We start from the raw sequence: 15028 nt of genomic DNA on the forward strand, positions 1-15028 counted from the left end.
ATTTTTTCTATCAGGTAGTTTTGTTTCGTTTTGGCATATGTGGATAACAAAAGTAGGGATTAAGCGAATGACATACGAACAAATGCTAGATCGGTCCTTGTTTTTTACCGATGCAGCCGCGTAAGCTGTCATTCCTTAACCCCTACAATTACCAAGCCAAAATCTGGACAAATTGATCAAGTCCAGAACTTTACTAGTAGATATATAGAATAAATAGTAGTCAGACAGGTACCGGTGCCGAGCGGTTTACTGCCTGAACGAGCGAATAGAGCGTAACCATGCCAAAACCCACCATGAGCATGATATGAAGAAAGAACATACGGAAGTCCTGCACATAAATGGCCAGCGCAAGACCACCCAGAAAATACAGGGCCAGAAAACCTTCGGCAACGGTTAGCCAGCTTATGCGCCGACTGATATACTTATTAGCCGCCCAGCTATCGGCCGCCGTTGTGACATTAAACTTGGGCGTTCGCACAAACGGCGTTTTCCGGCCCATGTATCCCTCAATAACAGCAATCGTATTATGCAGCGACAAGCCCATCATGAGCGATGAATACATTGGAAAGTACCAGGCCAGTCTTGCTTTGCTGGAGCCTTTCAGGAACCAGACCGGAATGCCATAGAAGGTGATCAGGATCAAGAGGTTAAACTGAAACAGGTTGATTACGACGAACACCCACTCCCACTCCGGGTGCTGGTTCCGGATGTAGATCAGGGGTACACTCATGACGCCCAGAATCAGAACCAGAATGAAGGTGGCGCTGCTGAACAGGTGAAAAAACGCGTGAAGCTTCATCGTCAATGACACCCTGGGCGACTTAAGCACATTGACGAATAATTTACGGGCGCACTCGGCGGCTCCTTTCATCCAGCGGTACTGCTGCGACTTGAGTGCGTTCATGGCCACGGGCAATTCGGCTGGTGAACCCACATCCTCCCGGTATACGAACTTCCAGCCTCGCAGCTGAGCCCGGTAGCTCAGGTCCAGGTCTTCCGTCAGGGTATCACTTTGCCAGCCACCCGCATCAACAATGGCAGCCTTCCGCCAAACGCCCCCGGTTCCATTGAAGTTGGCTAACAGCCCGGCCGCATAGCGTCCGCTCTGCTCAACGGTAAAATGAGCATTAAGCCCAAATGCCTGCAGCTGGGTGATCAGAGAGAAGTCTTCGTTCAGATGCTCCCAGCGTGTTTGCACGATCGCCACTTTCGGGTCGGAAAAGTGGGGGACGGTTTTGAGCAGAAACTCGGGATCGGGGACGAAATCGGCATCGAAAATAGCGAGTAATTTGCCTTTGGCAATTGTCAACCCGTAGGCCAGCGCCCCCGCCTTAAATCCTTTTCGTTCCGGCCGCTGAATGTGTTCAATGTCGAAACCCTGCCCTTTGTAGTAGGCTATTTTCTGCGCGATAATGGCAACGGTTTCGTCGGTCGAGTCGTCCAGTACCTGAATATCCAGCTTATCCTTCGGGTAGTTTAACTGCATGACCGCATCAATGAGACGCTCCACCACATACAGTTCGTTGTAAACAGGCAATTGAACCGTTACCCGGGGTAATTGATCCGGCGAAAGTTCACTCACGGACTGAGCCATCGCCTGGCGTTTTTTTTCTGAGCGTAGATAAATGATGATCAGACTTAGTTGCCCGCAGTTATATACGAATAGCAGGAGTAATGCCATTGCGTATAGTATCAGGACCAGAATTTCCATATTGACGAAGAAGAGACCAAACTAATCATAAATGTTAATCTAATAACTTAATAGACTAAGCTTATGAGTAACTGGATAAGTACCCAAATGGTTAGGTGGCGGTCTGCCTTATTAGGCTGTGTTGTGTTGGGCTTTCACTAAGTTTCCGGCTGGGCAAGGGGGCAACAAACGTAGATTCAAGTAAAATAGCCTATACTTGAGCATGGAAATTTCGTTTATCGGTGCCGGTAATCTTGCCTGGCACCTCGCCCCGGCACTCGAAAACGCTGGTCATCACATCAATGAGGTCTATAGCCGACAGCTTCAGCATGCCCGACAACTGGTCAGTAATTTGTACGACGCCCATACCCACTCGGAGCTAAACTTTGCCGATAGTCCGTCGAAATTATTTATCCTGGCCGTCCCCGACGATGCCCTGGAACGTGTCTGCTCCCAGCTCGTATTACCCGAAAACGCTATCGTTGTGCATACCGCCGGTGCCCGCACACTCGGAGAACTGGAACAATGGATGGAGATCTACAGCGACGTTCCCGTACAGACCGGCGTTTTCTACCCCCTTCAGACATTCAGTAAGGAACAGCCTTTCATGGTCTTCGATGAGATCCCCCTCTGCATTGAGTCGTTCGACAGTGCTACGGAAGATATTCTTGTTCAGTTGGGCCAGGCAATCAGCGACATCGTGTACATCATCACTTCCGAAGAACGCCGAACCCTACACGTTGCCGCTGTTTTTGCCTGCAATTTTACGAATCACCTGCTCACACTGGCGCACGACCTGACAGCTCATGATGACCTCGATTTCGACTTACTGAAACCCATCATAGCCGAGACGTTTCGGAAAGGGCTGGCCGTACCGGACCCGGCTGCTGTTCAAACCGGCCCGGCCCGGCGGGGCGACCTGACAACCATCGACACGCACTTAACCTATTTACAGGATCAGCCCAGGCTGGCCGAAATCTATCAGTTGCTAACAACCAGTATACGGCGTCAATACAGCCAATAACCGCCGTACTCATCTGGCACAAATGCGCTTTCTTTTCAACCATTGCCTACTTTTCAGTCTGGCAGAAGGTGACATTTCATTCGGTCTGCCATCGTCGGTTTCCCGTAGGTGCAAAACAATAGATAACATCCTTTTTGAGTTATCATTTAGCCAGTGCAGCCCTTTCAGGGGCGATTATACGCAACGGGCAAGCCGCCGGAACAAATGTTTTAGAATCGATTTACACCTATTTTCAGTATCTTCGCTCGTCTTAATCGCATTCACTTTGAAGACCTATCAATATTTAAAAAGCGGTATTCTGGAAGCGTATCTGTTAGGGTCAACCACAGAAGAAGAGAAGGAAGAGGTTGAGAAACTCCTGGCGACAGATGCAGACGTATTGGCGGAATTGAACGAGCTGGAAGCTGGTCTGGAAGAATATTTGCTGCAAAATGCGGTCCCTCCCCCACCCGGCGTTCGGGAAGCGATTGCCCTGCGCCTTAGCGAAACGGAGATAACCAAATGGAAAGAACCGGCGTATTCGGAACCTGATCCCGAACCGAACCAGTCCCGCTCACGTGAGTCGTCGTATGTGGATGTTGAAGTGGACAACACGCACATTCGGGTTCATAAGAACTGGCGCCCGGCCTTCATTGCCGTGTTCATTCTCTCAAAAATATTTCTGATCCTTGGCCTTTACTATTATTTTAAATCGGCCAGTCAGGAACAGGAGATTATGCGTCTCAAAGCTCAGTTCCCTCAAACGGCTCCGCTTTCACGACCCGTAACCCCTTAACGGCGACAGCAGCGAAACAGGCTGGCTTTACCGGTAAAATTTACCATTTTGCAGCCATTTAACGCTCAATGAAACACACCCTCTTTACGCTGGCTTTCAGCCTGCTGCTCAGCCTCTCCCTTTTCGCCCAATGGCAACCGCAATCCGTTGGTACGGATGCCAGCTTCCGCGCCGTTAGTGTGGCCAGCCCCGACATTGCCTGGATGGGCGGCACCAAAGGCACCTTTGTCCGAACAGTTGATGGCGGTAAAACCTGGCAGACGGGCACCGTTCCCGACGCCCAGGCTTGCGACTTTCGGGATGTGCAGGCCATCGACGCCCAGACGGCCTACCTCATGAGTGCCGGACCCGCTGAAAAAGGACAGGCCCGTATCTACAAAACAACCGACGGTGGCCAGCACTGGACGCTCCTCTACCAGACCCAGCAAACGGGTGTATTTTTCGACGGCATCGACTTCTGGGACGATCAACATGGTATCGTGTTCAGTGACCCCATTGACGGCAGGTGGTTCATGCTGACCACCGACGATGGCGGTAAAACCTGGCAGCCGGTGCCTTCTTCGGCTTTACCGATGATGGAGCCCAACGAAGCGGCCTTTGCGGCCAGTGGCACCAGTCTGGTCGTGCAGGGCAAACGGAATGTCTGGATTGTCTCGGGTGGCGGCACATTCGGGCGCGTATTCCGCTCCACCGACCGGGGTCGTACCTGGGCTGTTACCAACACCCCCCTCCCGGCGGGTGAAGCCACCGGCCTCTTTGGCCTGCGTTTCTTTTCGAATAAAGTAGGCGTGGTTGTAGGCGGTAATTATAAGCAGGAGCAACAGCCCGGCCCCAACGCAGCCATCACCCGCGATGGGGGAAAAACCTGGCAAATACTCACACAAACCGACCCGCCCGGCTTGAAAGAAGCGGTTGCCCTGCTCCCCGGCGACCGTCTGCTGGCGGTCGGCCCCTCCGGCACCAGCCTGTCAGCCGATCAGGGCCAGACCTGGCAACGACTGGATACCGAAGGGTTTCATTCGATGGCCTGCGCCAAGGGCACCTGTTATGCAGTTGGTGCCAAAGGGAAGGTGGCGGTTCAACGGTTTAAATGATTAGCGTAGTGGTAGGGTTGAGAACCCATCATTACACTAATCATTTTTTTGTGATGTCGGGTCCGCAGACCTGACATCACAAAAAACGCAAACAATTAGCCAACCCAGGGCCAACCAGTCAACCAATTACCTGATTATTACTGTACCCGACGATTAATTCCGGTCGACAAACTTGTAATTTGATTCGTTGTAGCGGTCGCCGGTATCGGGGAAGGTGGCCAGTAGGGTTTCAATAGCTGCCAGATCTTCGCGGTTCAAATCAATGTCAACGGCTCCGGCATTGTCGAGCAAATACGTTCGTCGTTTAGTACCGGGAATGGGGATAATGTGTTCGCCCTGTGCCAGCACCCAGGCCAGAGCAAGCTGGGCCGGTGTACACTCTTTGTTTTCAGCTATTTCGGCAAAGCCCTTCGCCAGATTTTTGTTGTTTTCTTCGTACTCTTTCTGGTAGCGGGGCAGCGTTCTCCGAAAATCAGTCGCTGATAGCTCATTCACATCCAGCGCATTCGTGATCAATCCCCGCGCCAGTGGGCTAAACGGAACGAACGATATGCCTAACTCCCGACAAAGCGGTAAAATTTCAGCTTCCACATCCCGTGTCATCAACGAGTATTCGCTTTGGAGGGCGCTGATGGGATGCACGGCGTTCGCGCGCCGGATGGACGTAGCCGACGCTTCCGATAACCCAAGGTAGCGTACTTTACCTTCTTTCACCAGATCAGCCATAGCTCCCACCATGTCTTCAACCGGCACCTTCGGATCGATACGGTGGGCGTAATACAGATCGATCACATCCGTTTTCAGGCGTTTCAGACTGGCCTCTACGGCTGTCTTTATGTAAGCCGGTGAGCCGTCGAATTCGGTCAATTTTCCTTCAGCATCGGCGCGAAAACCGAATTTGGTGGCAATGAATAGTTTATCCCGGTTTGGCACCAGTACCTTCGAGACCAGTTCTTCATTTTTACCGTTCGCATAGGCGTCAGCGGTATCCCAGAAATTGATGCCGATGTCGATGGCTTTTTCCAGCGTGGCAATGGATTCTTCATCATTGGGCTCACCATAGGCATGGTTCATACCCATGCACCCAAGGCCAATGGCCGATAACTGAATAGCGGTGTTGCCAAGTTTTCTGTACTTCATGATTTCCGGGTTTTGTCGGTAAGTTTGGCAAATAGGCGAAATGAGCGCCGTTTGGCAATTATCGTTCCGGTAAATTTATTAGCTGCCTGCGAGCTCCGGTAAACTTTCCCTTTGCTGCCTTAAAATAGCACCCCGCTCTTGTTCGTTATTCTGCCGTGTTGAACGATTAACCCCACCCGGTTATGCCTGTGAAAGCGGCCCTATTAGTACCCACTCTTCTACTATCGACGGTTCTTGCCGAACCGCTACTGGCCCAAAGCCAGACCTCCCCCTTACCCTTTGCATCAGGAGCCTTCATTTGCAGCTATACAGGCGGCAAAGTCAGTTCCGACGTTGTCTGTTCCCCTACGACGCCGTCGAACGGGCATGCGGAAAAGGTCGTTGACCGAATTCTGAAACCCATTGGCCTCCTGCGCAATTTTAAAGTCATCGAATGCTCCAACACCGATAACTGCTTTGCTACGGTTCTGAAAGGCCAGCGATTCATTGTTTACGATGGCGCGTTCATGCAGCAGATCGAAGAAGAAACCGAGACCGACTGGTCGGCGATTAGCATCATGGCGCACGAGATCGGGCACCATTTACAGGGCCATACCATTGATGGTCGGGGCGGACAGCCGATCAAGGAGATTGAAGCGGATAAGTTTTCGGGGTTCGTGCTGCACCAGTTGGGCGCGTCGCTGGAAGATGCCACGGTGGCGGTCAGGGCGCTGGGCGATGAACATGCCACCTCCACGCACCCGGCCAAACCAGCCCGTATCGACGCCATTCGTAAAGGGTGGCTTGAAGCGGAAGCCATGTACCCCAAGAGCCGGACAGCTATAAAAACGCCAACGGCAATGGCCCCTAAGCCAATCAATACAGGCCCGGCAACGGTAGCCGCAACCCGGCCGGTTGTGACACCGACCAGTCTCCCCGCTCAGCGGGCGGGCAACCGGGCAACGGTGGGTTGTGTGTCGGGCGATTGTGAAGACGGTACGGGCGTATTCGTTTACCCGACCCGTGAGCGGTATGCCGGGGAATTTGAAGAAGGTGACAAGCACGGCGAAGGCACCGAGTATTATGCCGACGGCAAACTGAAATACAAAGGCAATTTCCGCGACAACCTCCGCTCCGACTACGGTGTTTATTACTATCGGAACGGCGATAAATACGCAGGCTGGTTCCAGAATAACATGCCCAACGGCAAAGGCACCTACTATTTCGCGGACGGCGAAAAAGTTGTCGCGACGTTTAAGAACGGCCAGCCTCTTCAGTGATTTCCAACGGCAGACCCGTTTTAGCGGGGATATGTATGGGTGTCGTATTCCAGCGTGGCGCCAAGCCGAAGATAGGGAAAGTAATCCGGCGTTTGCGAAAGCCGTTGTTTACACGGTTTTCGCACAAATAGAGCTTTTTATGATACAGTGATTTGTAGGCGCTGTTCAGTGGCCAGTCGAAAATGCCTGGATCAAGACTTCCGCTCGTTTACCGATAAATAAAGCAGGTGAGGTCGGGTGTAATTCTTTGGGTAACTTAAAATTTGTTTTTAGGTAAAGCCCATACTCATGACAATAGATTCAGCTTTCAGCCGAGCTTTGGGGCTTACCCTCCTGCTCACTTCCTCCCGCCTACTGGCGCAAAATGCGCAGGACTCCTTATCAATTGATACCATCATTCGACAGGAAGAGCAGTCCTGGAACAAAGGAGATGCCCAGACTTACTCCCAATCATTTTCCCCCGATGGTACTTTCACCAATATTGGGGGTATGTTCTTCAAAGGCCACAAAGCGTTTTTGGACCAACACGAGGTAATTTTCAAAAGCTTCTTTAAGCATACGGTCTTAAAGCAGAAACTCGTGTCTCTGAAATTTGTCCGGGCCGATGTCGCCATTGTAGAGACTTTGTGTCAGGTCACCGGCTTTGCGAAAGAAGGTCTGCCACCCAGAATTCAGTTGGATGCCAAGCAGCAACTCAACACCCGTTTGCTCCAGGTGTTCACGAAAGAGGTTGGCGCATGGAAAATTGTTTCCTACCACAATGTGGATATAAAACCCGGAACCCCCATTCCCGAATAGGTAGTATCCGTTTTAGGCGCCAAATTAGTTGTGCAGCGACCAATCTGCCGGAATTGGATCAAACCCGTGAGCGTTTAAGCCGGTAGTGAAAAGCCTTTAGCAGAAAAGCAGGAACTCACTACCAGGTAACGACTAAGGGAAGTAGAGGCATAAAACGTTGCTGTTGACCGTATTTGCCATCGTCAAATTGTAACGTGACCAGATAGTCCTTTCCGGGTGAACAATGAATCAGGCTTTCAGCAAGCACCTTTTTCATAGCCGACGATAAGGCGTTTGTGGACGGGGGTAGTGTCAAGGTTACTTTCGTCAGTTTCCGGAATCCCTTTGCATGAGTCAAAGGCTGTTGCTTTTCTACCGGGTAGTCTTTCGGTGCCAGACCAAAAAAAGGCATTTCAAAGAGCATCGGTTCAGCCGGAAAATCCTCATTCGAGGCAATATGGGCATACTGACCCGGGGGTAGATAAACGGAGTGATATCGCCAGCCATCCTCAAAAATTAAGCGAATGGGCTGGCCTGCTTGCTGTTGGGTTCTGAAACAAAAGCCAACGGGACAATAGTGGGTCTGTTCGGATTGTGATCTTTCCCATAAGTTTGTTCTTTTGATCACGGGATTTTTAATTTCATCCTTACGAATCACCCAGGCCAATTCTAGATACGCATTCTGAAAAAAGAAGCGTCGGCAAGCGGTCCCCTGCCCGGGATGGACGTTGGGTGTGCCTTCCGTTAAACCAAACGATTGTAAGGCCCCAGCGGCCTGTTGAGCACCATGAGTAAAGATAAATAGATGGTCTAACTCCATCGCAGGGGCGTTCAGTACGTGTAAGGGAAGATTATCAGGCGAAAGAAAGGGTTAGTCTCCGCAACCAGAAGGGCCGGATGAACGGGTTCACCCAGGTTCGGTCGGAAATTTCAGCCGTATGATTCGACTTGGTCAAAGATTCACAATAATCTCGGGACGCTGGGCATATTCTCTCATCAGCAAGTTCGGCGTAACATGGGCAAATTGCTTGAAATCTTTCGCCAGATGGTCATAATCGGTATAGCCGAATGCAACCGCTACGGTCAACCAATCCTGGTCAGGATGCCCTTCTTTATAATTGATCGTCTGAAAAAACCGACTAATCCGACTATAGAGTTTGGGACCAATGCCAATCCGTTCACTAAACTTGCGCTCAAATTGACGGGGACTTAGATTGGCTTGATCAGCCAGCCAATCTAAAGAAAAAGGTACGGGGTGATACAGTAATAGATTCCCAATTCGATCAATGGGATGAGCATTTCGCTTGACTTTTTTCAGTTTACTTAACAAGTATTGCTCAACCCGTTCAATCATCCGGGTTTCGTCTTTCGCGTTCGCCAGTTGATCATTGACCGTCTGTAGTTCTGCATTCAGGACCGATTCTGCGTCACAAAACTGGCCGGTCAGCTCCGTGCTGGGCATCCCTACCAAACGATACATAGCCCCCGGTTGAAAAATAACCTGTACCATCAGAAAGTCGGTTTGCACAACGCATTGGAAGTCAAGCCGGGAAACCTGTTGGCCAAATAGGGCGTTTTTGGCGATCGGTACGGTTCTTCCTGTTAAGGGATCTTGGGAGGTGATCGAGCCCCGAACGAAAAATATCAGGGCTTGCTCGAGCCGGGTGGGGTAAGGCGTTTTAGGAAAATCAGCTGGCGGATAAACCAGATTGACCAGCAGATAATTCCTGACATAAGGCTGCAGAGCCAGGCAAGGACGTACTTCACGAAAGATCATAGCGTCTCAAGGATGGCCACCAGTTTTTCGGGCATAGAGAAAAACGGGGAGTGACTACTAGCCAAGGTATACATTTTCTCAATAGGCACGTTGTTCGCTATACTGCGTTTGTCCAGGTCTTTCGCCTGGCTGCAAAGAATATACACTTTGGAGATAGCTCCATAACGAGCATCCGTCACCTGTACCGGTGTTCCTAGACAACCCATGGGTTGAGGCCCTATATGGGCTTTGGCAAAGGCTACGTCGTCAGCCGAACAATCATGGTAAAATAACTGGGCGACTCGATCCGGATCGACCCTGGAAGTCTGCTTGTCATCCACCAGCAGGAGGCACTGGCTAAGCGTCGGTCCAGGTGCTGGTCTACCCGCAGCTTTATTAAGCTCCTCGGCTTTGGCCGCCAGCGCAAAAACAGACTCGCCATTCTTAGGCATAAAGGCATCCAGAAAGACCAGTTTTGCCACCTTTTCTTTACCTAAAACCTCCGCAGCCTGCGCAATAATAACGCCCGCCATGGAATGACCAACCAGTATTACCGGACCTGTCTGAGCCTTGGCGAGCTGAACGACCTTATTTGTATATTCTTCCAGGGTAACCTTAGCGGGGGATGTTTTGTCATCGCCATGCCCAGGCAAATCCATGGCCACCACCCGATTGCCCTTCGCTTCCAGCAGGGGCACTACCTTTCTCCAGCACCAGGCCCCCTGCCACCCCCCGTGAACGAGTACATAGGTTTTCGACTGGGCTACTGAAACGGTTTGAACCAGGGCGGTAAGTACTACTAATAAAAGGCTGATTTTCATGATTGTCGCGGTTTAAGATCCGCCACAAACCTATCTGTATTGAAGCAACTACAACAAGTAAAAAATCGACAACTAATTCCGTCTGGTACAGCTATTCCCGATCGTAGATGGCTGGACTCACCCGTTTATAAAACGGCCCATTGCTGACGCGGCCAACTCATAAGCCGTTTGTCTCGGGCAGAAGCATTTTTTGAGACTATTGGGTATGCCCGACGAATAGGTGGTCGATGTATGCCAGCAAATTTTCGACCAGTAAACAAAAAAAAAGAATTGTTGTTGCAACAGTTCTACCAGGGTTTGGTGTCTGTGGTATCAGCCAGCCGCTTTGGGCTGAACGCATCAAGTTGAACACGCACGTATGAACAGCGTTACAAAATGCCTTGGGCTTATTCTGTTGCTGGGGTGGATCAGCAGTTGTAGCCACTTTACCGACAATCAACCAACCCCGGATCATGGTCCTTCGGCGAATAGCGTTCAAGCACTGCTCGGGCAATACCCCCAGGCGCAAGACGTGCTGTTTACTACCCTCGTTGATAACCAGCTGTGGATGGCAACATTTATCCAGCAACGCCAGCACTACCAGGCGTTGGTCAATCCCGATCGGCTGTTAACTGTCGACCAGTTGGTAGAGGGTATGCTGGCCGATTCGCTGACCCGTTTATTGACACCGACCGTAATGGCCGGGGGAACCTTTAGTCATCCCCGTATTCGACGATATACGGGCTGGTATACCAATCCGGTTCAACATGACCCACCCGAAAATGTGTACGCCGAGTATACCTGGCAGCAGCAACCCTATAGCGCTTCCTGGTATCTTGCTCGTCCTGCGACCGGTAAGCCCTACTACAATCTGGAGTTGCGGCCCTATGAGCTTGCCAACTATCAATCGACCCGGCGGACTGATCTGCCAGCGGTGATTCAACAGAGGCTGGATGAGCAGGGTCTCGTGTTCTTAAGCGCAGTCATTCAACTGGATGCTTCCTACAATCGTCAGTACCAACTGTCGGTCCGGCAGCCCGCGTCCTCCGCCGACGAACAGTATTGGCAACTCACCTATAACGACGAAGGACAATTGCTGACGGCTACTAACCAACAGTCCGCCAGCACCCAGTTTTACCAGCAGCTAAACCAGCTACCGCCAGCCATCCAGAATTATCTGCGTCGGCCTGAATTGACCGGCTTTGAACTGAGCCGGGGAGGAGCATTTTACGGGTACACGTGTCGCTACACGTACGGGACGCTGACGACCTACCGGATAAGTTTGGTTAAGGAAAAGCAGGCTTGGCAGCTCATCTTTTCGGAAGATGGGCAACTCATCAGTCGATCCTTTGTGTGCGTTGGCAATTTTTGAGACTAAGCTACCCTTTTCATTTCTGACCACTCTTCGTGCATGGCATTATTTGGCCGCTCCTCATACCGGACGCTGACCGAACTGGTTCGGGGCTGTCAGCAACAGCATCCGCGGGCGCAACGGGCCTTTTATGAACGGTACCAGACCCGCATGTTAGGGGTCTGCGTACGCTATGCCCGCACGGTAGCCGAGGCTGAAGACATTTTTCAGGAAGCGTTTATGAAAGTTTTTGCACACATCGATGAATTGGAAAAACCTGAGTCGGCCGATGGTTGGGTGAAGGCCGTAGTTATTCGCACCGCCATCAACTACTACCACCGGGTTACCCAGCCTCAACAACACCTGTCCAGCTACGATACACTGAGCGATCAACCCGCCAGCGAGGATCATCTGATGCTTCTGGCCGGTTATGACCAGGAAGCGATTCTGGGCCTGTTGGCTCGGCTGCCCGACGAGTACCGACTTATTGTGAATTTATACCTCATCGAAGGGTACACGCACGCCGAAATTGCCGCCTTACTAACGATTCCCGAAGCCACGGCCCGCTCCCGCTTCAGCCGAGCGCGTAAACTACTGCTTACTTTTGTTGACCAACATGGCATCCAACGACATGAATTCCTGGGATGAGGACCCCGACGAGTTGCTGCGTCGACGTTGGCAGCAAACATTCGCGGACTTTTCGGTGCGCCCCGGTGCGTCGTCGAGCAAGCTGGTGTTCGACTCGCTGAAACGCGCCCGCCGACGCCGACGGGTCCGTCGGCTGGCGACGATGACCCTGTTATTGATGCTGATCACGGGCGTGGTTTACCAGGTAGGTCTGGACGAGCCTGCCCACCCAACGTACCGTCCAGACACGACCACTCGATCGGCGGGTTTATCCCAGTCCCCCCCAACTCGTCAAATCCGACCGCGAATGGTTCCCGGGCAGCCCGCCGTATCTCGGAACGCTTCAGGTACCGCTCCGGCAATAAGTACTCTGCCCAGGCAACAAGCCCGTCCGGCGACTATCCAGCGCTCGACGTTCACGGCGGAACGGCCCTCAACCTACATTCATCCGTCCGGCCAAGATGTACCACGAGTGTCGTACCGGCCTCCCGCCCATCCGCCAGCAAAAGCCGCTCTACACACCGTCCGCTTATCTCGTCGTCAACCGGATCTATTCGTTGACCCCCGCGTTTCCAGCCCCTCCCTCAGTCCTTTCGAACCAGCAACCGATGGAGTGGTCTCGAGCTCGCCGGGGCAGTCGATGGGCACGGACGGTAAGGCGACCCCTCACCCGTCTAAACCGACAACGTCATTCTGGCCCACTTACACCCAACCCGTCCATTGGAATAGACTTACCCCACTGGCGTTGAGCTACATACCCACCTCGTTCGGTTTGGCGTGGCATCAACGACTGGTTTTATTGCCTGAGTCAGTTCTGCGTAGTACGCTTCAAGCACCGGTTGATCACTCGCCGTCACGTCCCCGGTGGTATGTTGAAGCGCTGCCGCTGAGCAGTTTTCAATGGATGAGTGCCCCAGGTACGTCTACCGCTTATCTTTCTCAGGTCAGCACCCTGGCACCCTTTTCTCCGGCTACCTGGGGGTATCAGCTTAACGGGGGTATTCGTTTCGGGCGCTGGCAGGTTTATTTGGCCACGGGCCAACTTCGACGCTGGGCTTCCTACACGGTTAGTGAAAACCGGTACCGGATTGATCCTAACGTGAGTAGCCCCAATGGGCTGGTCCGGGTAACGCATTCGGTGGCCGAAAATGTGTCGCTCCCCATGGTTGGTATCGGCGTCAGCCAATACCGGCTGTTTAGTCAGAACCGCTACGTGGTGACGCTAGGAGGCCAGGTTTCTTATTTACCGACTAGCCACCAACCCCTGGCCGGATTGCGGGCAGGATTAGGCCGGCAAATACCGCTGCGTCCGCATCTGGCCGCCCAGATCGGTCTAAACGTCGAGTACGGTCTAAATCGACTCCTCGATGAACGACAACAACTTATTATTCGTCCGCTCGTGGTGGGCCTGGGTGTCCAGATTCAGCCGCCATTCGTTCGGTGATTATCCGTATTCACTCGGGTAAAAAGCTAACTCAGTCAAGTTCGCTGCGGCTGAGCTAACGGACAGGCAGCAGGCTGACCAGTAAAAATAAGTAATACCGATGCAACAGATTACGCCGTGTTGGTGTCTACGGGCATGAGCCACGACCACTTCAGGCCACCACCGTTAGACGGCTGGTTAAGTAGTGGCAGAGTGACTCATCCAGTATTGTTCAACGTTTAAACACTTTTAGGTATGGTTTCTTTGCGATCAATTAGCCCGCTGCTTTTAATGGTAGTGTTTGGCTGCCAAACTGACTCGATTACCCCCTTATCCCAGAAGCAATCAACTGTCGGCTCTCCATCTCAACCCGTGACGAGCCCGGCGGTAAATCTACGGATGACGCAGATGGTGGTCTCGGGCGATAACGGCGGTCTGGGTCCGTTTTGGGTGACCACCCGTTTTACCTATAAAAAGGATCGGTTGCTGCAGCAGGCCGTTTATTCACCCGATTCGCCCAACAACTCTCAGTTAACCCTCAACTACAGCTATGATCAGCAGGATCGGGTTAGCGCTTTTCTGGTGCAGTATGAGCAAACCGGGGAGGATGGGAATACGGGGGAGCGCCATACGTTTGATTACAAGGAGAACCGCTTCGAATACAAGTTCGTCCGCATCAAAGCCGACGGCCAGCCCCTGCCCAGTCAGTTAAACAACCAGGTTGATGTGTATCTGACCAACCAGGATGGCCAGGTTACGGAGTGGATTCAGGAGGGCATCATCCGCTATGGCAACCCTACGCGAGCCCGCTACGTCTATACATACGAGAATGGTAACATCGTCAAGGCCTCGTATTTGAACGGGAATGATAAAGAAGAATTTCATATCAGCTACCAATACGACGACAAGGTAAATCCATTCTACGGCTGGATGTACGCCATCGATCCCGTGCTGCGCTGTAGCCGCAATAACATCGTGCAATCACAGGTCAGTCAGGCTCCTATCCGAAAAAACGCGTATACGTATAATGAACAGGGCTACCCTATAACTAAAAAAGAGGATAGCAAGGGGGCGGTGATGGAATACTCGTACGAGTCATTTTAGAGAGTACGCTCACCTGACCAGCCGATTGAAAGCAAGTTGCCGGACGACGATTGAGCCGGGTGTGCATTTACCCTGTCGAACAAAAACAATTTCGACTGAAACAGGCCTTCACGATCCGTCGCCTTCAACGCGTTTGTTTAGGCAAAAAGTTGGGGTTTCCTCTGTCGAGTCCGTTGGGTTCGATTAACCGCTGCCGGTATTTACTCCA

The 15028-nt window shown here is 51.9% G+C and carries 14 protein-coding genes; 9 read left to right on the forward strand and 5 right to left on the reverse strand.

Annotated features, from left to right (window positions below; genetic code table 11):
* Positions 1 to 220: 220 nt before the first annotated feature.
* Entirely contained in the window at positions 221 to 1711 is a 1491-nt protein-coding gene (locus tag ACYVK4_RS01615) for a cellulose synthase family protein (protein ID WP_461125738.1), read from the reverse strand.
* Positions 1712 to 1913: 202 nt separating this feature from the next.
* Here ACYVK4_RS01615 and ACYVK4_RS01620 point away from each other — a divergent pair, with 202 nt between their 5' ends.
* The 3 genes from ACYVK4_RS01620 to ACYVK4_RS01630 all read left to right on the forward strand — a co-directional run bounded on the left by ACYVK4_RS01620 (position 1914) and on the right by ACYVK4_RS01630 (position 4583).
* A complete protein-coding gene (locus tag ACYVK4_RS01620) occupies positions 1914 to 2714 on the forward strand; it encodes a Rossmann-like and DUF2520 domain-containing protein (RefSeq protein WP_461125739.1) in 801 nt (266 codons plus the stop codon).
* A 265-nt stretch (positions 2715 to 2979) separates the two neighbouring features.
* A complete protein-coding gene (locus ACYVK4_RS01625) occupies positions 2980 to 3489 on the forward strand; it encodes a hypothetical protein (protein WP_461125740.1) in 510 nt (169 codons plus the stop codon).
* A 68-nt stretch (positions 3490 to 3557) separates the two neighbouring features.
* Complete coding sequence (locus tag ACYVK4_RS01630) at positions 3558 to 4583, forward strand: WD40/YVTN/BNR-like repeat-containing protein (RefSeq protein ID WP_461125741.1); 1026 nt, start codon at positions 3558 to 3560, stop codon at positions 4581 to 4583.
* 153 nt (positions 4584 to 4736) lie between these two features.
* On the opposite strand, the gene ACYVK4_RS01635 is transcribed toward ACYVK4_RS01630, so the two are convergent.
* Positions 4737 to 5723 (reverse strand): aldo/keto reductase, encoded by a 987-nt coding sequence (locus ACYVK4_RS01635; protein ID WP_461125742.1) that lies wholly within the window; start codon positions 5721 to 5723, stop codon positions 4737 to 4739.
* Between the two features lie 182 nt (positions 5724 to 5905).
* Here ACYVK4_RS01635 and ACYVK4_RS01640 point away from each other — a divergent pair, with 182 nt between their 5' ends.
* The gene (locus ACYVK4_RS01640) at positions 5906 to 6982 is read left to right on the forward strand and encodes a M48 family metalloprotease (RefSeq protein ID WP_461125743.1); all 1077 of its coding nucleotides are present in this window, start codon (positions 5906 to 5908) and stop codon (positions 6980 to 6982) included.
* Positions 6983 to 7270: 288 nt separating this feature from the next.
* Positions 7271 to 7780, forward strand: a complete 510-nt coding sequence (locus ACYVK4_RS01645) for an SgcJ/EcaC family oxidoreductase (protein WP_461125744.1) — start codon at positions 7271 to 7273, stop codon at positions 7778 to 7780.
* A 118-nt stretch (positions 7781 to 7898) separates the two neighbouring features.
* Here the strand turns inward: ACYVK4_RS01645 and ACYVK4_RS01650 are convergent, their stop codons facing one another.
* The 3 genes from ACYVK4_RS01650 to ACYVK4_RS01660 all read right to left on the reverse strand — a co-directional run bounded on the left by ACYVK4_RS01650 (position 7899) and on the right by ACYVK4_RS01660 (position 10336).
* Positions 7899 to 8579, reverse strand: a complete 681-nt coding sequence (locus tag ACYVK4_RS01650) for a VOC family protein (RefSeq protein WP_461125745.1) — start codon at positions 8577 to 8579, stop codon at positions 7899 to 7901.
* 132 nt (positions 8580 to 8711) lie between these two features.
* Positions 8712 to 9536, reverse strand: a complete 825-nt coding sequence (locus tag ACYVK4_RS01655) for a helix-turn-helix domain-containing protein (protein WP_461125746.1) — start codon at positions 9534 to 9536, stop codon at positions 8712 to 8714.
* Positions 9533 to 10336, reverse strand: a complete 804-nt coding sequence (locus ACYVK4_RS01660; RefSeq protein WP_461125747.1) for an alpha/beta fold hydrolase — start codon at positions 10334 to 10336, stop codon at positions 9533 to 9535. The genes ACYVK4_RS01655 and ACYVK4_RS01660 overlap by 4 nt, the downstream gene beginning before the upstream one ends.
* A 358-nt stretch (positions 10337 to 10694) precedes the next feature.
* Here ACYVK4_RS01660 and ACYVK4_RS01665 point away from each other — a divergent pair, with 358 nt between their 5' ends.
* The 4 genes from ACYVK4_RS01665 to ACYVK4_RS01680 all read left to right on the forward strand — a co-directional run bounded on the left by ACYVK4_RS01665 (position 10695) and on the right by ACYVK4_RS01680 (position 14820).
* Entirely contained in the window at positions 10695 to 11687 is a 993-nt protein-coding gene (locus ACYVK4_RS01665; protein WP_461125748.1) for a hypothetical protein, read from the forward strand.
* Positions 11688 to 11726: 39 nt separating this feature from the next.
* Positions 11727 to 12314: an RNA polymerase sigma factor gene (locus ACYVK4_RS01670; protein ID WP_461125749.1), complete on the forward strand. Its 588-nt coding sequence runs from the start codon at positions 11727 to 11729 to the stop codon at positions 12312 to 12314.
* Positions 12283 to 13737 carry a hypothetical protein gene (locus ACYVK4_RS01675; RefSeq protein WP_461125750.1) on the forward strand — a complete coding sequence of 485 codons (1455 nt, stop codon included), beginning with the start codon at positions 12283 to 12285 and terminating at the stop codon, positions 13735 to 13737. The genes ACYVK4_RS01670 and ACYVK4_RS01675 overlap by 32 nt, the downstream gene beginning before the upstream one ends.
* A gap of 234 nt (positions 13738 to 13971) precedes the next feature.
* Positions 13972 to 14820, forward strand: coding sequence for a hypothetical protein (locus ACYVK4_RS01680; RefSeq protein WP_461125751.1), 849 nt, complete (start codon positions 13972 to 13974; stop codon positions 14818 to 14820).
* The last annotated feature ends 208 nt before the right edge of the window (positions 14821 to 15028 follow it).

Source organism: Spirosoma aerophilum (genome assembly GCF_054782495.1).